The sequence below is a fragment of the Paenibacillus pasadenensis genome (assembly GCF_002864175.1).
GTDB lineage: Bacteria > Bacillota > Bacilli > Paenibacillales > Paenibacillaceae > Paenibacillus_O > Paenibacillus_O pasadenensis.
Genome location: NZ_NFEZ01000003.1, coordinates 1,308,622 through 1,327,637, shown reverse-complemented (window position 1 = coordinate 1,327,637; position 19,016 = coordinate 1,308,622). Strand labels below are relative to the sequence as shown.

Below are 19,016 nucleotides of genomic sequence, written 5' to 3'. Positions count from 1 at the left end.
GGCGGTGAAGATCCTGCTGGTAGAGGACGAAGAGGCGATCCGCGGCTTCGTGAGGATCAATCTGAAGCGCGCGGACATGGAGCCGATCGAGGCCGGCAGCGCCGAGCAGGCGCTGCGGCTCGTCGCGGAGCAGGGCCCGCCGGACATCGCCCTGCTGGACATCATGCTGCCAGGGCTCTCCGGGCTCGAGCTCTGCTCGGCGCTGCGCGAGGCCTATCCGGAGATGGGCATCATCATGCTCACGGCCAAGTCGCAGGAGCAGGACAAGATCGAGGCGCTGGAGCTCGGCGCGGACGACTACATCCAAAAGCCGTTCAGCCCCGGCGAGCTGATGGCGCGGATCCGCTCGCTGCAGCGGCGCATGAACATCGGCGCTTGGCGCGGCCCGGCTCCTGCGGCTGTCGCGGCCGCGACCGCTCCATCCGCGGCTGCGCCTGCCCCGGCTTCCGCCCCCGCCTCGGCGGCTGTCCGCAGCGGCGAGCCGTTCCGGCTGGCGCCCGGCGACCGCCGCCTCTGGAAGCATGATCGCGAGATCGTGCTGACGCCGACCGAATGGTCGCTCGTCAAGCTGCTGCTGGATCGGCGCGGGCAGAGCGTCAGCCGCGATGAAATTTTAAGCGAGGTGTGGGGGAGGTACTACGTCGGCGACCTCAAGGTCGTCGACGTCAACATCCGGCGCATCCGCCAAAAGGTCGAGGACGATCCGTCCGAGCCGGCGATCATCGAGACGGTATGGGGGTTCGGCTACCGGTGGAACAGGAGCGATCCGGGATGAGGAGCCTGCGGACCAAGATGGTGTTCAGCTATTTGCTGCTCGTCTTTCTGACGGTCGTCGTGCTCGGCGGCATGTTCCTGACGCTCATCTGGAACTACTACTACGGCAGCGCCTCGAGCGCGATGAAGCAGCGCGTGGCCACCTCGATGTCGCTGCATGCGCGCGCGATGCAGTGGATGTCGGCCAACGAGCGGGCGAGCTACATGCTGCAGAGCATGAGCGAGGCGGACACCCGCATCCAGCTGCTGCAGCCCGACGGCATGATGTTCCTCGACTCCAACGGCTTCAGCGACAACCGCACGATCCGCACGCCCGATGTCGTGCGGGCCGCCGAAGGCGACACGAGCGCCTGGATCGGCAAGGACGAGACGAGCGGCGAGCGCATCGTCGCCGCCTCCGCGCCGCTGCTCCGCGAGGGCAGGATCATCTCGGTCGTCCGCTATTCGGCCGCGCTCGGCGAGGTCGACCGCATGGTGACGCTGCTGATCCGCATGACGCTGCTGACCGGCGCGGCCGTCATCCTGCTGTTCCTTGCGCTCAGCATGTGGATGGCGGGCCGCATCGTCCGGCCGCTGCGCGAGCTGACGCGCCGGGCGCGCCATATGGCGGCCGGCGACTGGCAGCTCGGCATGAGCGGCCAGCGCGGGCGCGACGAGATCGGCCAGCTGTCCGATACGCTGCATACGCTGGCGGTGGAGCTCAACAAGCGGGAGAAGCTCAAGAACGACTTCATCTCGTCCGTCTCGCATGAGCTGCGCACGCCGCTCACCTCCATCAAAGGCTGGAGCGAGACGCTCGCCGATCCCGGCTCCCGCCGCGAGGAGGTGCAGGAAGGGCTCGGCATCATCGCCCGCGAGACGGAGCGGCTGACCGGGCTCGTGGAGGATCTGCTGGATTTCTCCAACCTCAGCTCCGGCAGCATGGACCTCCATCTGGAGGAGCTGGATCTGAACCTGCCCGTCCGGGAATGCGTCACGCAGCAGGCCGTTCGGCAGGAAGAGACCGGCGTGCGGCTGCTGAGCCTGCTCGAGCCGGCGCCGCTGCTCGTGCGGGGCGACCCGAACCGGCTGCGCCAGGTGCTGATCAATCTGATCGACAACGCCTTCAAGTTCACGCCGGAGGGCGGCTCGATCCGCGTCAGCGCGCATCGCGAGGGAGCGGAGGCGGTGCTGCTCGTCGCCGACAGCGGCGTCGGCATCGCGCCCGAGGATCTGCCCCATGTGACGGACAAGTTCTACAAAGGGCTGTCCGCCCGTCCCGGCAGCGGCCTCGGACTCGCCATCTGCAAGGAGATCGCGGAGCAGCACGGAGGCTCTCTGCATATCGGCAGCGAGCCTGGAGCCGGCACGACGGCCGAGCTGCGCCTGCCTTTGATCGACGGCTCCGGCCCGCTCCTGCCGGGCTGATCCCGGCCGGCTCGGCTATTCCTTGTAGAACAGCGCCTTTCGATTGACGAGCACGAACACGCAAGCGACGATGAGAGCGGCCGCGATCATCGCGGATACCCAGTGGCGGACGAGCCAGCCGAGCAAAGCGTCCATCGGGATTCCTCCTTCAACGTTCGTTTGTTCTCTCTACCGCTAGTATGGACCGGCGCCGCCGTTCCATGCGAGAGACGCGCGAAAAGGGCCGTCCTCCACGTCGTTGTCGACGCGGAGGATGGCCCTTTTCGGACAGTGCGATCGCCTGGGCGAGCCGTGCCCGCGGTGCGGGCACGGGCTGCGGGTACGGGTTGGCGGCCGGAGGCAGCCGGATCAGACTCGGCCGGGTCGGGAGATGAGGCGGGCAGCCAGTCCTGCGACCAGCGGGCGATCTCGCTGACGATCGGCTCCAGCGCGCGTCCTTTGTCCGTCAGCGAATATTCGATGCGCACGGGCATCTCGGGATAGACGGTCCGCAGCACGACGCCCTCGGCCTCGAGCTCCTTGAGCCGTTCGGCAAGCATCTTGCCGCTCAGCCCCGGCAGCGAGTCCTCGATGCGGGCGAACCGCTGCGGTCCCGCGAGCAGCTTGTAGACGATCAGCGTCGTCCACCGCTTGCTGAGCAGGTCGACGGCTTTTTCGAAGCGCGGGCAGAGCTCCATGTCCAGTCGGGACATTCCATCACCTCATTCGAATTCTTCTCATTATACTGCTGTTACACCTCCGTCACAAACGGCAAACAAGAAGAGCGATTGACAATCGAACGAGAACGATGGTAAGCTGAAGACATCTAAACCCGATTAAACAGGTTGGAATAATATATGATTAATAAACGAACCCGCAAAGGATGGATCGATCGATGGAAAAACAACTGATTCTGCGCCATGAAGGGCTGGAGCTCACCGCCACGCTGCATTATCCTGCCGCGTCCGCGGCCGACGAGCGCGAGCGGCAGCCCATCGTCGTCATCTGCCACGGCTTCATCGGCAGCCGGATCGGCGTCGACCGTCTGTTCGTCAAGACCGCCCGGGCGCTGGCCGCCCAGGGATCGTTCGTCCTGCGCTTCGACTACGGCGGCTGCGGCGAGAGCAGCGGCAGCTACGGGGCGCTCGGCTTCGACTCGATGATCGGCCAGACGAGGGCCGCGCTCGACTACGTGCTGGCGATGGACTGCGTCGATCCGCAGCGGGTGACGCTGCTCGGCCACAGCCTGGGCGGAGCGGTCGCCCTCCATGCCGCGGTCAAGGACAAGCGCGTCAACCGGCTCATCCTCTGGTCGGCCGTCGGCTATCCATTCAACGACATCGTCCGGCTGGTCGGCCGCAGCGGGTACGACGAGGCCGTGCTCAAGGGCTCGACCGACCACGCAGGCTACACGCTGGAGCCGAAGTTCTTCGACTCGCTGCAGCAGCATCAGCCGTTCCAGGCGGCGGTGCGCTTCGGCGGCGACGTGCTGCTCGTGCACGGCACGAGCGACGACGTCATCCCGGCCGATTACAGCTTCCTGTACCAAAAGGTGTTCTGGACGCGCGGCGACGGCCTGTGCGACAAGGAGATCCTGTTCCAGGCGGACCACACCTACTCGACCCGCGCGCATCAGGAAGAGGCGATCCGCGTCACCGTCGACTGGCTCGCCAAGCTGGAGAAGCGGCATGAGCAGTGGCTCGACTGGAGCATCTGAGCGGCTAGGGCGGAGCTGCGACGACGCCCTAAGCACGCCCTAAGGCTTGTATTTGCCGGGGCTCTCGAGATCGACGCGCACCTCGGCCAGCCGCAGCGAATCGGGCTTGAGCAGCGTTTTTGCGCCGCCGTCAGTCCGCTCCTGCCATTCGCGCGGATGCTTCCGATAATAAAGCTCCTCCAGTTCGAATATATCGATCTTTCGGCTCAGAGCGCTCCGGTACGTGGAGACGATCTGGGCCTCGATCATTTTTGCCGCCGCTTCCTCCACCTCCGCCATCGGCGACTGCGTATTGCGCGTCATGAGCACGCCCTTGACATGCACGCGGGCCTCGAACGCCGGCTCGCCTTGCTCGTCCTCTTTCAGGCGCAGCTTGATCTTCGTGCGGGTGAAGCTGCCGTAGCCGTAGTCGACTCCGTCATGCACGATCTCGATCAAGTACTGCTCCATGTGCGGATTCATCCAGTGCCAGCCCTCCAGCTGGCCGATCGGCAGCCGCGTCTCGTAGGCCGCCTGGCGGAAGAAGAACGCGCCGGCAACCTTCAGCTCCGGATGCGGCTTCTCGTCCTTTTCCCAGGCGCGCTCCTCGAGCATGAGCTCTGGCACGTAGCCGTTTATGGCGGGATGCTGGAGCTCGCGCAGCAGCTTGAACAGGAACACCGGCTCGATGTCGGACTTCTGGCTGTAGCTCGCTTCGGGCGAATGCAGCAGCGTCGTCGTGTTGGACAGGTTGAAGAAGGACTTGGTGATGAAGATGTCGTCGAGCTTATGGCGCGTGCCGAACATCCAGACGTTCATGCGGCTCTCCGGATACCCGGCGATCAGCTCGGAAATATCCCGGCTCGACATCGCTTTAAGCGCGCCTTCGGTCAGCAGCAGCGCCGACACATGCGAGAAGTCCATAGGCTGCTGCGAGCTGTTCATCAGCTTGGCATTGGCGTCGCCGATGCTTTTCCCCGATCCGTGTCCGGTCCAGATCGGAATCTGCTTTCCGCTCACAGTGCCGGTTTCCGACTTCGATTCGCCGGCGAAATCGAGCATCTGCACGTACATCGTGTAGATGCCGTCTTTATAGTCGATGCCGATCGCTTTCAGATACAGCTCGTTGTTCGTCTTCGATCCTTTGCAGCCCGCCAGCAGCAAGAGCAGCGCGGCGGCTGCGATCAGGCGCAGGCGGCGCATGGAGCAATCACCTCATTTCAACGGTTTCTGCACGCGGAGCGCTTCCGCCCGGCGAGGGCGCTTGCGGAACGGCAGGATGAACAGTCCCGGCAGCAGGTCGCGGAGCTGGATCGGCGAGATCGGGGTCAGGTACGGCACGCCGAACGATTGGATCCGCGTCAGATAGACGAGCACGCTGATCGTCGAGATCATGAAGCCGAAGAAGCCGAGCGCCGAGCTGGACGCATACACATAGAACCGAATGAGCGTCACGGCGCCGGTCAGCGACTGGTTGACCAGCGTGGAGCCGGCGACGAACGTCATGGCCGCCATGACGATCATGACCGGGGAGATCAGTCCGGCCCGGACGGCCGCATCCCCGATGATGAGGCCGCCGACGACCGTCAGCGTCTGCCCGATCGCCCCGGCAGCCGCGCGCCGGCCTCTCGGAAGATCTCGATCAGCAGCAGCGCGAGGAACATCTCCTCGATTGACGACAGCGGCAAGCCGAGGCGCGAGTTCATGATCGTCGCCAGCAGGTTGAACGGAATCTGGTCGACGTGGTAGACCGCCAGGGCGATGTAGAGGCCCGGCAGGAAGCAGGTGACGAGCAGGCAGACGTAGCGCAGCAGCCGGGTGAAGTTCACGAAGAAATAGTTCTGCTGCGCATCCTCGGCGGACTTCATCAGCAGGAACAGGTTCGCCGGCGCGATGATCGCCGTCGGATTGCCGTCGAGCAGGATGACGGCTCGTCCGGCCGCCAGGCATTGCACGGCGAAGTCCGGCCGGCCCGTATAGGACGTCCGGGGCAGGAGCGACCAGGAGCGGTCGACGAGCAGATCCTGCAGATGGCGCGTCGAAACGATGTCGTCGGCGTCGATGCCGGACAGCTTGTCGCGGATCGCATCGACGAGCTGCGGATTGGCGATGTCCGCCTCATACAGGAGCGCGGCCTTCGTGCCGGAGCGCGTGCCGACGCAGAGCTGCTCGCAGCGCAGGCCCGGCGTGCGGAGCCGGTAGCGGATGAGCGCCGTATTCGTATGCAGCTGCTCGACGAAGCCGTCCTTCGGGCCGCGCACCGACACCTCCGTCGCGGCCTCGGACGGAGAGCGGCCCGGCACCGTTCCGGCCGACATCGACCAGGCACGCTGCTGCTCGTCGCAGAACAGGATCGCATTGGCCTCGAAGATCATCCGGCAGATGTAATCGCGCCAGGTGATCGTATGGGGCGCCTCCTTCGAGATCCGGGGCAGCTTCAGCTCCTGCCACGCGCCCATGTTGCCCGGCCGCGCGCTCGCCGCTTCCTCCGGCGCCAGCGCGGGCACGCCGGCGCGCGCCTGAGGCAGGACGACCTTTTGCAGCAGCATCGGATCGGCCATCGCGCTGCAGTAGACGAGCGTCAGCTTCAGCGGACGAGCTCCGGAGGGAGGTCCCGGCTCCGGCAGCCCGCGCGGCGGCTTCTCCGCCTCGTCGACTTCGTCCGGCGCCTCGCTGGCTTGCGCCTCTGCTCCCGGTCTAGCGCGCTCTGCCTCTACTTCGATGTCCAGGAGGGAGACGTCGTCGCTGCCTTGGAGCCACTGGCGCAGCTGCTCCCGGCCGGGCAGGCGCTCGCCTTCGCTGCCGCCGTTGCCGGCGCTGTTGCCGGCGCTGCCGCCGTTGCCGCAAGCCGTCGCCGTTCCCGCCGCCCGGTTGGCGTTCGGCTTCTTCATCCCGGCTCCGCCTCCTTTCCGGCCGTCGGCAGCGGAGAGCGCCAGCGCAGGAGGATGGCGAGCAGCGCGGTGAGCGCCGGGACGAAGGCGATGAAGACGGGGTACTGGTACTCGATCAGGAAGAAAAAGAGCTCCGAATCGGTGACCTTCGAGCTGGAGAACGCGGTGACGACCGCCGCCATGCCGACGAAGAAGATCGTCAGCCCGCGTCGGCCCCGCACCGGGCCGAGCCGCGCGGACAAGTAGAAGAGCAGCGAGATGCGGGCGAACGTGCTGGAGACGCGCTGCACGATCGCGAACAGATCGATATGCTCGATCGTGGGGCCGAGCGAGATCACCTTCCAGATCTCGAGCACCGGGCTGCGCAGCTTGAACGCCTGGTCGGAGCCGAAGACGCAGATCGAGACGACGACGGGAATGAGCTGCAGCCAGCACAGGAACAGGACCAGAAGGGCGAACTGGTACCAGCGGAACCGGCCTTTGACATGCTGCTGCACGAACAGGACGAGCCAGATCTCCAGCATCGCCGCCGCCGCGAGCGGCATGCCCTTCAGCGCCGGGCTGATGCCGTTCTCCAAAATCGGCAGCAGCATCCGGCTGTCCATGTTCGGCCAGTTCAGCATCAGCAGCAGCGAGTCGAGGATGACCGCGATCGGGACGAGGATGACGCAGGCATAGGCGATCGAGCGGAGCCCGCCGGATGCGGTCCAGGCGCAGAGCGCCGCTGTCGCTCCCGCGATGATCCAGACCGGCGTATGGCTCATGTAGCTGTGGATGGCGATATGCGCCGTTTCCCAGGAAAGGGTGGAGGCCTGGAGGAGCAGCAGGACGACGACGAGCGCGCGCATCGTCCAGGAGGCGGCCCGGCCGAACCGGTCCGACAGCCATTGCTCGATCGGCACGCCGTTCAGCTTGCGGATGACGTAGCAAAGGAGGCCGCACCAGAGCAGCATGGGCGGCAGGGCGAGCAGGATCGCGACCCAGGAGTCGCTTCCCGATCGGGAAAAGATGAACGGCGGAACGAGGATGTTCGCTACGCCTCCGCTGCTCAGCAGCAGCATGATGATGCATGTCCAGACGCTGATCCGGTTTGAGATCGGCATGGGATTCCGTGCCTCCTTTCGCGCATGCCTGGGGTCGCTCGGGCGACGCCGGCCCATGCGGCTAGTATGGATCGGCGCAGGCATTGCTATCCGCTGGAGGAAGGTTCTTGCAGGATGGAAGCGCCTCCCGGGCGGGGGCGAAAAAGGTTCCCAAGCGCATCCGGCTGGTCTATGATGGAAACGGAGGGGATGAATGCATGTCTGGAACCATGACCGGTAAATGGCTTCTGATGGCGGCCGCGGCGTCGATGCTGCTCTCCGCCTGCTCGCAAAAGGCCGACGCTCCCGTCGAGACGGCCGGCCCGCCGAGCGTGACCGCCTTGCCGACCGCTTCGCCGAGTCCGGCGCCGTCCGCAGCTCCCGCCTTCACGGCGCCGCTCACGGGAGAAGCGCTGCAGGGGCCGATCGACAGCCGGCCGTATCTGGTGATGATCAACAATCACGCCAAGGCGAGGCCGCAGTCGGGGCTGGGCTCGGCGGACCTGCTGTACGAGGTGCTCGCGGAAGGCGAGATCACGCGTTTCCTGGCCGTCTTCCAGAGCCGCGCCTTCGACGGGGCGATCGGCCCGGTGCGCAGCATCCGGCCGTACTTCATCGACGTCGGCAAAAGCCAGGACGCGATCCTGATCCATTCCGGCGGCAGTCCGGACGGCTATGCGATGCTGTCGCGGGAGAAGCTCGACCATATGGACGAGATTACGAATGCAGGGGCTTACTTCTGGAGGGACAAGTCCAGGAAGGCTCCGCATAATCTGTACACGAGCCTCGAGAAGCTGGCGGCCGGCGCCGCCAAGAAGAAATTCGAGACCGCCCAGACGGGCGCGGTGCGCACGCTGCCGTTCGTCTCCGATCTGCAGCAGGCGCCGCCCGGCAGTCCGTCGTCGGGACTTGAGGTCACGTTCCTGCTCCAGTCGTACAAGGTGTCGTACCGCTACGATGCGGAGTCGCTGACGTACAAGCGCTCGATCAACGGCGAGCCGCATGTCGACCTGAACGACGGCAAGCAGCTGGAGGCGGCCAACGTCGTCGTGCTCGAGGCGCCCCACCGCGTGCTGGACGATGTCGGCCGGCGGGAGGTCGATCTGGATCGCGGAGGCCGGGCGAAGCTGTTCCAGCGCGGCCAGGCGAGAGACATTCAGTGGAAGAGGAGCGGCACGGACGATCCGATCCGGTTCTACGACTCGGAGACGGAGGCTCCGCTGTACCCGGGCCAGACCCATGTGCTGATCGTGCCCGACAAGCCGGGTCTCGAGCAGCGGCTCGCGGTGCTGCCTTAGGCTCCAGCAACGAACCTTCGGCCCTGCCTTGACGGCAGGGTCTTTTCGCGCGTTTTGGGCAAAATGAACCAGGGCGAAAATTCGACAAAATTCGATTTTTCGAGGCGCTGGCGTTTACAAATCCTTTACACCACCCGGATGAACTGTGATAAGATAAGTGGGGCCTGAAAAGGGCTGTCTAACCATTTTTTTGAAAGCAAAGGGGACGAACATGGCTAAGAAGAATATCTTCTTCAAAACGCTGGAGGAAATGGCGGATTCGATTGTCGAAAGCGTGGAGTATTTCGCGCGCGGGGTGGACGACCTGTCGAATGTCGGCGAGTTCGCCAAGGCGATGAAAGAATACGAGAGCCAATGCGACCGCTATACCCATACGATCATCATCGAGCTCAACAAGACGTTCATCACGCCGATCGAGCGCGAGGACATCATGGCGCTGACGACCGCGCTTGACGACGTCGTCGACGAGATCGAGGCTTGCGCGTCGCGCTTCGAGATGTACCAGGTGACGGACAAGGACGAGTACATCCGCCTGTTCGCCGACAACCTCGTGCGCTGCGCCCACCAGGTCAAAAACGCGATCTATCTGCTCACGCAGAAGAAGCTGCTGGCGATCCGCGAGCCGAACATCGCGATCAACGAGCTGGAGAACCAGGCCGACGACCTGCTGCGCGTGAGCATCAAGGCGCTGTTCGCGAACCAGAAGGATCCGATCGAGCTGATCAAGCGCAAAGAGCTTTACGAAATGCTCGAAAAGACGACGGATTACTTCGAAGACGTCGCCAACACGCTTGAAACGATCATCATGCGCAACAGCTAAGGACAGGAGACGACCTGAACGATGGATACAGTATTGATAATTATGGCGGTCGTCGTGTTCCTGGCGCTGGCGTTCGACTTCATCAACGGCTTCCATGACACGGCCAACGCCATCGCGACCTCGGTGTCGACGCGGGCGCTCAAGCCGCGCGTCGCCATCCTGCTGGCGGCGACGATGAACTTCGTCGGAGCGCTCAGCTTCACCGGCGTCGCCAAGATGATCGGCGGCGGCATCGCCGATCCGACCACGCTGCAGCACGGCGAGGAGATCGTCATCGCGGCGCTGCTCGGAGCGATCATCTGGAACCTGATCACCTGGTGGTTCGGCATCCCGTCCTCCTCGTCGCATGCGCTCATCGGCGGCCTTTCCGGAGCGGTCGTCGCGTCGGCCGGATTCGGCGCGATCAACGGCAGCGGCTTCTCGGACATCATCAAGGCGCTCATCTTCTCGCCGATCATCGCGTTTGTCGTCGGCTATCTGCTGATGACGCTGCTCAAGCTGGTGTTCGCCAGGTCGAGCCCGCATCAGATCAACAAGGGCTTCCGCACCGGACAGATCATGACCGCGGCGTTCCAGTCGTTCACGCACGGCACCAACGACGCGCAAAAGGCGATGGGCATCATCACCTTCGCGCTCGTGTCGGCCGGACTCCAGGACAACATGGACGTGCCGCTCTGGGTCAAGCTGTCCGCGGCGACGGCGATGGCGCTCGGCACCTCGGTCGGCGGCTGGAAGATCATCAAGACGATGGGCACGAAGATTTTCAAGATCGAGCCGATCAACGGCTTCGCCGCCGATCTCGGCGCCGCCTCCGTCATCCTGACGGCGACGATGCTGCATTTCCCGGTCAGCACGACCCATACGATCACGTCCTCGCTGCTCGGCGTCGGCAGCGCGAAGCGCTTCTCTGGCGTGAAGTGGGGCATGGCCGGACGGATCGTCGTCTCCTGGGTCATCACGATTCCGATCTCCATGGGCTTGGCCGCGCTGATCTACCAGATCATCGAGTGGCTGTTCCTGTAGCGTTCGTCCCCTTTTCAAGTCGAAGCCCGCTTCTCCCTTCACCGAGGGAAAGCGGGCTTTTTTCGTCCTATTCTTCTTGCTTCGGCCTGCGGCGCTTGGCGCCCGGACGCCGCTTGGCGCCGGTGCGGCGCTTGCGGCTGCGGCCGCCCTTGGCATAGCCGCCTCCGCCGGTGCGGCGCTTCTTGCTTTTCGTCCGCTTCTTCTTCGGCGGCGACCATTCGTCGTCCTCCAGATCGACCATCTTGGACTTGTCGGAGCCTTTCTTGCTGCCGAATGTGCCCATCATCACCTTGACGAGCGGAGCCATCTGCTGCACGCTGCCGATGATTTTCTGCGCCTTGGTCATCGTGCCGAGGATGCCGTCGAGACCCCCGATCCGATCGACGAAGCCCTTGAGCTCGGTCAGCTTGTCGAGAGAGAACAGGCTGCCCTTTTTTTCCGTCTCCGCCGCTGCCGCAGTAGGCAGAGCGGCGCCTTCCAGCGTCGCCAGCGGGCCGATCGACGGCGCCGGGCCGGGCGGCATCAGCGAGGGCGGCGGGGCGAACAGCGACTGGGCGGGAAGCTGATTATAAGGGAACCCTTCGCCGAGACCGGGAAAGATGCTTCCCTGCGCCGGGACGGCAGGCGTATTGCGCTGCGGCATAGGCGGGTAATAGGAAGGATAGTTCGGATTCACTTGGCTTTCACATCCTTGTGGGATTGCGGAGGGCGAACTCCGCGTTTGTTCCAGTGTATGGCCTAAAGCGGCGTTTGGGTTGGACGTTCGCCCGGTTTTTGCCGAAAAACCCAGTCGGGGACTGGCACGGGCGGCGGGAGGACAGGGCGCCGCGGAGGAACGATCGGGACGCCGCGGCCGGCTGCGGCGCGCGTCGGCCTTCCTCGCTTCGTCGATAGGCACACTTGAGACGGAAGCACCGGAGCAGAGTTCGTTCGACCTATCGTGATGTGCGCGAGGAGAGGACGGTTCCGGACAGCATGAATTTTGAGGTAGCATAAAATGTAGGTCCGTAGTAAAATAGGTGCGCGTCCCATCCGTGACGGCCGCAAACTCATGTACGCGTCCAGTGGACATCGTCCTAGCCGCGCCTCGTTGAAGGAGGCTGAACCGATCCGACGGGCATTCTGCCCGCCATCCGAAGAGAGCGCTTGCAAAAAACATCGCTCCTCTAAAGCGTGAACACGGTGATAGTTGTATTCTCTAGCGCAGCAATATAAAATGGAATGTAGGATTATTTCACAGGGGTGAAGTTGATGCAGCTCAAGAAGCTGAACGATAAAGCGATCGACCAATTATTCGAAGCGGTCCTCACGCTCAAGAGCGTCGAGGAATGCTATATTTTCTTCGATGATCTTTGCACGGTGAACGAGGTTCAATCCCTCTCCCAGCGGCTCGAGGTGGCGCGCATGCTCGGCAAGGGCAGCACGTACAACCAGATCGAGGCCGAGACGGGAGCGAGCACGGCGACGATCTCCCGCGTCAAGCGCTGCCTCAATTACGGCAACGACGGCTACAAGATGACGCTGGACCGTCTGAACCGCTGATGGACAGAGAGCCGCTGCGTCCCGGCATCCTCGTCATCAGCCATGGCTCGCGCGACCCCGGGTGGGTGGCGCTCGTCGACGAGGCCGTAGCGGCCGCGGCGCAAACGATTACGCAAGCGACCGGCCCTGTGCCGGTCCTTTCGTCGTTTCTGGAGATTGTGGATGGACGGCTGATCCAGGACGGCATCGACGAGCTGCTCGCGCTCGGCGTGAGTGATCTGTTCGTCCTGCCGCTGTTCGTCTCTTCCGGCAGCACGCATGTCGACGACATCATGCAGGCGTTCGGCCAGCCTCCGGCGGGCCTGCGCGAGGGCGAGCTCGAGCCGCTGCGCACAGGCGGAGCGCGCATCCATCCCGGCGTTCCGATCAACGACGAGCCGGAGATCGCCGAGCTGCTGCTGCGGCAGGCCCGGGAGCTCTCGCGCGATCCGTTCCGGGAGGCGCTGCTCGTCGTCGGACACGGCTCGATCGAGCCGGTATTCCACGAACGCTGGCGCAGCAGCCTGCAGCGGCTCGGCGAGCGGCTGCGGGAGGGCGGAGGCTTCGCCCGCGCCGAGACCGCGATGCTGCTGCCGGACGAGGCGGCCGACCGGCTGCGCGAGATGCGGAGCCGGCGGCCCGAGGAGACCGTGATCGTCGTGCCGGCGTTTCTTAGTCAAGGATTTTTCACATCGACCGTGATTCCATCGAGGCTCGGCGAGTTAGAATATGAATATGACGGCCGGGCGATGCTGCCGGACGCGGCGGTGCCGCGCTGGCTGGCGCGCCAGGCGCTGCAGTGGATGCAGCGGATGCGACAAGCAGGAGGATGAGAGAAGGCATGACGAGCGGATACAAGAGAGCGCGGCTGATCTACAACCCGACGTCCGGACGCGAGGAGATGAAAAGGCGGCTCGGCGAGATTTTGACGCTGCTGGAGCGGGGCGGCATCGAGACGAGCACGCATGCGACCTGCGGCGAAGGCGACGCGTCGGTGGCCGCCGCCGATGCCGCGGACCGCGGCTTCGACATGATCATCGCGGCCGGCGGCGACGGCACGCTGTACGAGGTCATCAACGGCCTCGGCGAAAAGCCCAACCGCCCTCCGCTCGGCATCCTGCCCGTCGGCACGACCAACGACTTCGCGCGGGCGCTCGGCATCCCGCGCAACCTGGAGTACGCGTGCGAGCTCATCACCCGCCAGTACAGCCGCCCGATCGACGTCGGCCGCGCCGGCAAGAAATATTTCATCAACATCGCCGGCGGCGGCTCGCTCACCGAGCTCACCTACGAGGTGCCGAGCAAGCTCAAGACGATGATCGGGCAGCTTGCCTATTATATGAAGGGTCTCGAGAAGATGACCCGCCTGCGGCCGATGGAGCTGCGCATCGAGGGCGACGGCATCGAGGACATCCACGAGGAGATCATGCTGTTCCTCATCTGCAACAGCAACTCCGTCGGAGGCTTCGAGAAGCTCGCCCCGGCGGCGACGCTCGACGACGGCCTGTTCGAGGTGCTCGTGCTCAAGAAGTGCAACCTGGCCGAGTTCATCCGCATCGTCACGCTCGCGCTGCGCGGCGAGCATTTCAACGACTCTCACATCCTGCACTTCAAGACGAACCGCCTCACCGTCACGACGCCGGACTATGCCCAGCTCAACCTCGACGGCGAGTACGGCGGCACGCTGCCTTGCACGTTCACCGTGCTGCCCTCGCATCTGAACATCTTCGTCGACGAGGAAGGGAAGACGCATTATTGAGGCGGCGCTGGCTTCGGGCGCGGCAGCTGGGCGGCTTCGTCCGGCGAGTCCGGCGAGTCCGGCTTCGTCCGGCGAGTCGGCTGAGTCCGGCGAGTCCGCTGGGTCCAGCGAGTCCGCTGATTCCGCCGGCTTCGCCGGCTCTCTGCGGCGCAGAACGCAGGCGCAGTTGAACCGGCCATAGTTCTTGAGCTTGAGCTGTTAGCGCCTGCGGTCTAACGACGAGTCAGCTCGTTAGAAGCCCCTTTTGAGGGAACGCCGATTTCTTACGACTCCTGAGCTTGTTAGACGCGTGCGGAAGCCCGTTTTTCCCATTTTCAACCCTAATTCGTCACTCTAACAGCATCATTCGTCGTTAAAATGGGAAGAGCTCGAAAAAGGGGCCGCTAACGACACCACGAATCATTAGCACCATGAAAGCTCGAAGCTCGACTCCAATTTCAACGGCTTGCACGCGTCCTCGCCTCCTTAGGCGCCGGGCTGCCTGCAAGCCTTTACTACGCATAGAGAACGGATGAATGAATGATGAAACCTACCGTACCGGTCGGAAAGAACGAAACGGTCACGCTCGACATCACCGGCCTGACGCATGAAGGCGAGGGCGTCGGCCGCGCCGACGGCTTCACCCTGTTCGTGCAGGGCGCGCTGCCCGGCGAGCGCGTCAAGGCCAAGGTGCTCAAGGTCAAGAAGACGTACGGCTATGCCAAGCCGATCGAGTGGCTGCAGAGCAGTCCGGACCGCGTCGACGCGCCGTGCCCGATCTACAAGCAATGCGGCGGCTGCCAGCTGCAGCATCTCAGCTACGAGGCGCAGCTCGTCTGGAAGCGGCAGCATGTCGTCGATACGCTGGAGCGGATCGGCAAGCTGCATGTGCGGAGCGAGGGAGAGCGCGCGGCGGGAGCTGCGGCCGGCGGAGCCGGGGTTGGAGTAGGCGACGGTGGATCGAGCGCTGATGCGAGCGCAGCCGGAGCAGGCGAGAGCGGAGCGGATCGGGCGGAGGTTGGAAAAGGCGGCATCGTCGTCCATCCGACTATCGGCATGGACGAGCCGTGGCGCTACCGCAACAAGGCCCAGGTGCCGATCGGCATGGCGATGGCCGACCTGGAGAACGGCGCGGCCGGCAGCCTGATCGGCGGCTTTTACGCCCGCGGGTCGCACCGCATCGTCGACATGGACGCCTGCCTCATTCAGCATGAGCACAACGACGAGGCGGTACGCCAGGTCAAGGCGATCGGCAACCGCGTCGGCATCTCCGCTTACGACGAGGCGACCGGGCGGGGCATCCTGCGCCATGTCGTCGTGCGGACCGGCTTCGTCACCGGCGAGATGATGGTCGTGCTCGTCACGAACGGGCCGCGCATCCCGCGCGTCGAGGACTGGATCGCGGCCATCCGCGAGGCGCTGCCGCAGGTGAAGAGCATCGTGCAGAACGTCAACAAGCGGCAGACGAACGTCATCTTCGGCGACGAGACGCGCACGCTGTGGGGCAGCGACGTCATCTACGACGAGCTGGACGGCATCCGCTTCGCCATCTCGGCGCGGTCGTTCTACCAGGTCAACCCGGCGCAGACGCTGCGCTTGTACCAGTCTGCGGTCGACTATGCCGGCCTGACCGGCCGCGAGAACGTCATCGACGCCTACTGCGGCATCGGCACGATCTCGCTGTTCCTGGCTCGTCGGGCGGGGCATGTGTACGGGGTGGAGATCGTGCCGGAGGCGATCGAGGACGCGAAGCGCAACGCCGAGCTGAACGGCATCGGCAACGCCTCGTTCGAGGCGGGACCGGCCGAGGTCGTCATTCCTCGCTGGCGCTCGGAGGGCATCCGGCCCGACGTCATCGTCGTCGATCCCCCGCGCAAAGGCTGCGACGAGCAGCTGCTCGACACGATTCTGGCGATGCAGCCGGAGCGTGTTGTCTACGTGTCCTGCAACCCGGCCACTCTGGCGCGGGACCTGCAGGTGCTGGAGGCGGGCGGGTACCGGACGGTGGAAGTCCAGCCGGTGGATATGTTCCCGCATACGAGTCATGTGGAGTGTTGCTCACTGTTGGTCAGGGAAGATTAATTGTTGAGGTGTATTGGCGTAAATAGTAAAGAGGGGCGATAAGCCCCTCTTTTTCTGCCCTAATATGTACTGTCAGTCATGCAGTTGATGACGTAGACGTTAGCGGACTTTCCACCTCGCTTTATGTCTATTTGACTATGTACAGTAACCAAGCCCTCGTCATTGAACTCTTTAAGGACACGTTGAACGGTTCTTTTCGATACATTGCTTTGCTCAGCTATCTCAGCTACCTTGAGCCAACAAACACCAAAATAGGTACGCGAATTAAGTTGCAGAGTATTGAGAACAGATTCCATTGACGAGGTAAGTTCATATATTTCATAAATCTTGGAGATAGTTTGGTTAAGTTCTTCTTCGTTGTTAAAGGTTTGGTAGCGTCTATAATCATGCCAATACTTTTCTGTTCTTTTACGAAATAACCTAGGTTGTAAATTACTCATGACTACCTTTTTCCCTTTCTTCTTTAAGTAGTTTGAATGTTTTGAAATTGATTATCGTTGTTATTGTACAAAGTATTGCTACTGCGATTGAAATAATAATGATTAATAGATTCAACATAATCACCCCTGAGTCAAGTTTTCTATTCATCAAATACAGTATCACACACTTAGAAAAATGACAAATTTTGGATATTTACAATACGTTTTTTCTATTGTATAATACAGCTTTTTCATTTTAAGGGGACTCAAGAAGGAATAATGTGCGTCAAACACCATTTCAGAAAAATTTTGTGCGTAGCAGACGAGGGTAAACTCTGCCGCACTAACAAAAACCGATTCATTCGACACCCGGTAGGTCTAATTAGAAGCCCTTAAAGCCCCGTAGAGCAATTAAAAGAGCCGCCCATGTTTGGGTGGCTCTGTGTTTATTCTTTGCTATTCTGTCAGTTTTACTGAATTAAGTTACCTCAATCATAGGTATTTGCCTTCAACCTACCCCAAGAAACCATCAACTACTTTTTGAATTTCTCTCTTCCAAGCAGGAGCATGTGCATTTCTAGGAATTAAACATGTGTCCAGTACCCTTCTGAACTCTTTATTGTCATAGCGGTTCGTAACATATTTTTCCATCATTAAAATGAATTGCTTTAGTGTAATCGGTACAATGTTAATGAAATCTGGTTCGTCTCCTGTGTACCAAACGCCAACACGGAATGTTTCTGCTGTATTATTATCAATGGAACGTGCTAAGAACAATCCGTAAACAGGTTTTCCACTTGCCGCGGCGACCTTTGCTTTTTCTTTTGCAACGTGCCTACGGACTGGTTCGCCTTCTGCGGCTTCTTGGCGTGATGAAGTTGTTAGAGTTACCTCCACTACCAGAACATAGTCCTCAAATTCGAATATCAAATCGGGACCGCCACCGGGGGCACAACCTAACGGGAAAAAGTCTTGGTCAACCTTAAATCTCCTTGCTTCATGCGGTTTGTTTACAAGTTGATTAATAGCTAGAAACGCTCTCCATACCGCCCATTCCAAGTATGCAGGTTCGTCCTCAATATCAATATCATACGTTTCTTCATCAATCGGTTGCTTATCAATCTTTTTGAGATAAGCAATAATTTCCTTTACTTGTTCCTCTTCATCTTGTTGGGACGCATAATTCTTTTCTAGGACTTGTTGGTATAATACCTCAAGTCTAAGTCGTACTTGATTCAAATCAGCAACTTCTTGCGTCTCTGGTATAGTCGGTACTAATGCTTCATCCATACCGGAGTCAATGAGAAGTTGACGGAATCTAACGATTTCTTCTCTAGCCGTAATTTCATTATCAGTTGGAAGTTGAGAACCGTTCCAAAGACGAGTTAGATATTCTTTGCCGTTTTCTTTACCGATAATCCGACGGTCAACTGAAATGATTGCGTTGATTATTGGTAACTTTTTATCACTAAGAATAAGCCGTTTTCCCTTTAATGAGACAAGTCCCGTTAATCGTGGGTATCTGAAATTCACGTCAGCGTAATCCTTTAGCGAATCCCTTTGCAAACCAACACTAGCGGCAATACGTTCTAACAAGGCGTTATCCACTCTACGTTTTGCAACTCTACCTGTGACCGCATTTCTTTCGGCTCTAAATTCAAGGATTTTTTCAACAACTTCATCAACAGACTTGTGGTCTCGATAAATTTGCACTATCCCCATTTCAACTTTGCTTAAGCCTTCCGAGTTTTCAAGTGAACCCAACCTTTGAAGCACTTGTAAGATAAAAATAAATGGGTTAAAACTTTCTTCGCCGTTAGTCGGTTCAATCACAGAAGGAATCTCATATGCAAGTAATGCTCTGAGCATACATTCTTGTTGTTCCTGAACTGTTTCGGCGTTTATCATTCTTTGACCACTTGGCGTAATCTCATAAGCGCGACCAGTCAACCCGTACTCTGGATTTTCAGCCACAACTTCTAAAATTGCAGGGTCTTTTTCGTCCGGTCTTAAATCTCTTTTGAATTTATGCGTGATAAATCCAAGTTGAGATAAGCAGGAACGCCATTTACGTCCCATATCGCTGTAATCTCTCTGCTTGTTTGCAATTTCAATAACGCCTGCTCTATCAAGTTCATCAGCAAATAAACGCTCTTGCGATTTACCGATGATATTACCGTTTAACGTATTCTTAAGTACAATCAAACCTTCACGTATTCGTAAAGGATTTCTTACAGTTGTATTACCAAAATGCCACGGAGAACTCATACGGCACACCTCGACAAT

15 protein-coding genes and 2 pseudogenes are annotated in these 19,016 nt (G+C 60.8%); 10 read left to right on the top strand and 7 right to left on the bottom strand.

The genetic code is table 11. The annotated features are described in order from the left end of the window. Positions 1–4: 4 nt before the first annotated feature. Positions 5–775 carry a response regulator transcription factor gene (locus tag B8V81_RS09440; RefSeq protein WP_101808265.1) on the top strand — a complete coding sequence of 257 codons (771 nt, stop codon included), beginning with the start codon at positions 5–7 and terminating at the stop codon, positions 773–775. Then, positions 772–2,181: a sensor histidine kinase gene (locus tag B8V81_RS09435; RefSeq protein ID WP_028598693.1), complete on the top strand. Its 1,410-nt coding sequence runs from the start codon at positions 772–774 to the stop codon at positions 2,179–2,181. Before B8V81_RS09440 ends, B8V81_RS09435 begins: the two co-directional genes overlap by 4 nt. 362 nt (positions 2,182–2,543) lie before the next feature. Here the strand turns inward: B8V81_RS09435 and B8V81_RS25755 are convergent. Then, positions 2,544–2,858, bottom strand: a pseudogene (locus B8V81_RS25755) (winged helix-turn-helix transcriptional regulator); the annotation flags it as partial. A 197-nt stretch (positions 2,859–3,055) separates the two neighbouring features. Here B8V81_RS25755 and B8V81_RS09425 point away from each other — a divergent pair. Then, positions 3,056–3,877 carry an alpha/beta hydrolase family protein gene (locus tag B8V81_RS09425; RefSeq protein ID WP_028598695.1) on the top strand — a complete coding sequence of 274 codons (822 nt, stop codon included), beginning with the start codon at positions 3,056–3,058 and terminating at the stop codon, positions 3,875–3,877. Between the two features lie 39 nt (positions 3,878–3,916). On the opposite strand, the gene B8V81_RS09420 is transcribed toward B8V81_RS09425, so the two are convergent. The 3 genes and pseudogenes from B8V81_RS09420 to B8V81_RS09405 all read right to left on the bottom strand — a co-directional run bounded on the left by B8V81_RS09420 (position 3,917) and on the right by B8V81_RS09405 (position 7,850). Next, positions 3,917–5,059, bottom strand: coding sequence for a Ger(x)C family spore germination protein (locus B8V81_RS09420; RefSeq protein WP_028598696.1), 1,143 nt, complete (start codon positions 5,057–5,059; stop codon positions 3,917–3,919). Positions 5,060–5,071: 12 nt separating this feature from the next. Continuing rightward, positions 5,072–6,405: pseudogene (locus tag B8V81_RS09410) on the bottom strand (spore germination protein). 338 nt (positions 6,406–6,743) lie between these two features. Continuing rightward, on the bottom strand, positions 6,744–7,850 hold the full coding sequence (locus B8V81_RS09405) for a GerAB/ArcD/ProY family transporter (protein WP_028598697.1): 1,107 nt from the start codon (positions 7,848–7,850) through the stop codon (positions 6,744–6,746). 197 nt (positions 7,851–8,047) lie between these two features. Between B8V81_RS09405 and B8V81_RS09400 the strand changes: the two genes are divergently transcribed. The 3 genes from B8V81_RS09400 to B8V81_RS09390 all read left to right on the top strand — a co-directional run bounded on the left by B8V81_RS09400 (position 8,048) and on the right by B8V81_RS09390 (position 10,970). Further along, the gene (locus tag B8V81_RS09400; protein WP_028598698.1) at positions 8,048–9,127 is read left to right on the top strand and encodes a DUF3048 domain-containing protein; all 1,080 of its coding nucleotides are present in this window, start codon (positions 8,048–8,050) and stop codon (positions 9,125–9,127) included. Positions 9,128–9,338: 211 nt separating this feature from the next. Continuing rightward, positions 9,339–9,947, top strand: a complete 609-nt coding sequence (locus B8V81_RS09395) for a DUF47 domain-containing protein (RefSeq protein ID WP_043111216.1) — start codon at positions 9,339–9,341, stop codon at positions 9,945–9,947. A 21-nt stretch (positions 9,948–9,968) separates the two neighbouring features. Beyond that, positions 9,969–10,970, top strand: coding sequence for an inorganic phosphate transporter (locus B8V81_RS09390; protein WP_028598700.1), 1,002 nt, complete (start codon positions 9,969–9,971; stop codon positions 10,968–10,970). A gap of 67 nt (positions 10,971–11,037) precedes the next feature. On the opposite strand, the gene B8V81_RS09385 is transcribed toward B8V81_RS09390, so the two are convergent. Beyond that, complete coding sequence (locus B8V81_RS09385) at positions 11,038–11,646, bottom strand: hypothetical protein (protein ID WP_101808209.1); 609 nt, start codon at positions 11,644–11,646, stop codon at positions 11,038–11,040. Between the two features lie 575 nt (positions 11,647–12,221). On the opposite strand from B8V81_RS09385, the gene B8V81_RS09380 reads away from it, so the two are divergent. The 4 genes from B8V81_RS09380 (at position 12,222) to rlmD (ending at position 16,311) form a co-directional block, all read left to right on the top strand. Continuing rightward, a complete protein-coding gene (locus B8V81_RS09380; RefSeq protein WP_028598701.1) occupies positions 12,222–12,512 on the top strand; it encodes a YerC/YecD family TrpR-related protein in 291 nt (96 codons plus the stop codon). Further along, a complete protein-coding gene (locus B8V81_RS09375; RefSeq protein WP_043111217.1) occupies positions 12,512–13,324 on the top strand; it encodes a sirohydrochlorin chelatase in 813 nt (270 codons plus the stop codon). Before B8V81_RS09380 ends, B8V81_RS09375 begins: the two co-directional genes overlap by 1 nt. An 8-nt stretch (positions 13,325–13,332) precedes the next feature. Next, a complete protein-coding gene (locus B8V81_RS09370; protein ID WP_028598703.1) occupies positions 13,333–14,250 on the top strand; it encodes a diacylglycerol kinase in 918 nt (305 codons plus the stop codon). A gap of 519 nt (positions 14,251–14,769) precedes the next feature. After that, positions 14,770–16,311: a 23S rRNA (uracil(1939)-C(5))-methyltransferase RlmD gene (gene rlmD / locus B8V81_RS09365; RefSeq protein WP_101808208.1), complete on the top strand. Its 1,542-nt coding sequence runs from the start codon at positions 14,770–14,772 to the stop codon at positions 16,309–16,311. A 59-nt stretch (positions 16,312–16,370) separates the two neighbouring features. Here the strand turns inward: rlmD and B8V81_RS26265 are convergent, their stop codons facing one another. Both B8V81_RS26265 and B8V81_RS09360 read right to left on the bottom strand, forming a co-directional pair. Then, complete coding sequence (locus tag B8V81_RS26265) at positions 16,371–16,607, bottom strand: helix-turn-helix domain-containing protein (RefSeq protein ID WP_425320489.1); 237 nt, start codon at positions 16,605–16,607, stop codon at positions 16,371–16,373. A gap of 636 nt (positions 16,608–17,243) precedes the next feature. Then, complete coding sequence (locus B8V81_RS09360; RefSeq protein WP_101808207.1) at positions 17,244–18,998, bottom strand: AlwI family type II restriction endonuclease; 1,755 nt, start codon at positions 18,996–18,998, stop codon at positions 17,244–17,246. Positions 18,999–19,016: the final 18 nt, after the last annotated feature.

Bases quoted from the DNA above. Each gene is read 5' to 3' on its own strand.
- B8V81_RS09435 (WP_028598693.1), top strand. From the start codon at position 772: ATGAGGAGCCTGCGGACCAAGATGGTGTTCAGCTATTTGCTGCTCGTC.
- B8V81_RS09425 (WP_028598695.1), top strand. From the start codon at position 3,056: ATGGAAAAACAACTGATTCTGCGCCATGAAGGGCTGGAGCTCACCGCC.
- B8V81_RS09420 (WP_028598696.1), bottom strand. From the start codon at position 5,059: ATGCGCCGCCTGCGCCTGATCGCAGCCGCCGCGCTGCTCTTGCTGCTG.
- B8V81_RS09405 (WP_028598697.1), bottom strand. From the start codon at position 7,850: ATGCCGATCTCAAACCGGATCAGCGTCTGGACATGCATCATCATGCTG.
- B8V81_RS09400 (WP_028598698.1), top strand. From the start codon at position 8,048: ATGTCTGGAACCATGACCGGTAAATGGCTTCTGATGGCGGCCGCGGCG.
- B8V81_RS09395 (WP_043111216.1), top strand. From the start codon at position 9,339: ATGGCTAAGAAGAATATCTTCTTCAAAACGCTGGAGGAAATGGCGGAT.
- B8V81_RS09390 (WP_028598700.1), top strand. From the start codon at position 9,969: ATGGATACAGTATTGATAATTATGGCGGTCGTCGTGTTCCTGGCGCTG.
- B8V81_RS09380 (WP_028598701.1), top strand. From the start codon at position 12,222: ATGCAGCTCAAGAAGCTGAACGATAAAGCGATCGACCAATTATTCGAA.
- B8V81_RS09375 (WP_043111217.1), top strand. From the start codon at position 12,512: ATGGACAGAGAGCCGCTGCGTCCCGGCATCCTCGTCATCAGCCATGGC.
- B8V81_RS09370 (WP_028598703.1), top strand. From the start codon at position 13,333: ATGACGAGCGGATACAAGAGAGCGCGGCTGATCTACAACCCGACGTCC.
- rlmD (WP_101808208.1), top strand. From the start codon at position 14,770: ATGATGAAACCTACCGTACCGGTCGGAAAGAACGAAACGGTCACGCTC.
- B8V81_RS26265 (WP_425320489.1), bottom strand. From the start codon at position 16,607: ATGGAATCTGTTCTCAATACTCTGCAACTTAATTCGCGTACCTATTTT.
- B8V81_RS09360 (WP_101808207.1), bottom strand. From the start codon at position 18,998: ATGAGTTCTCCGTGGCATTTTGGTAATACAACTGTAAGAAATCCTTTA.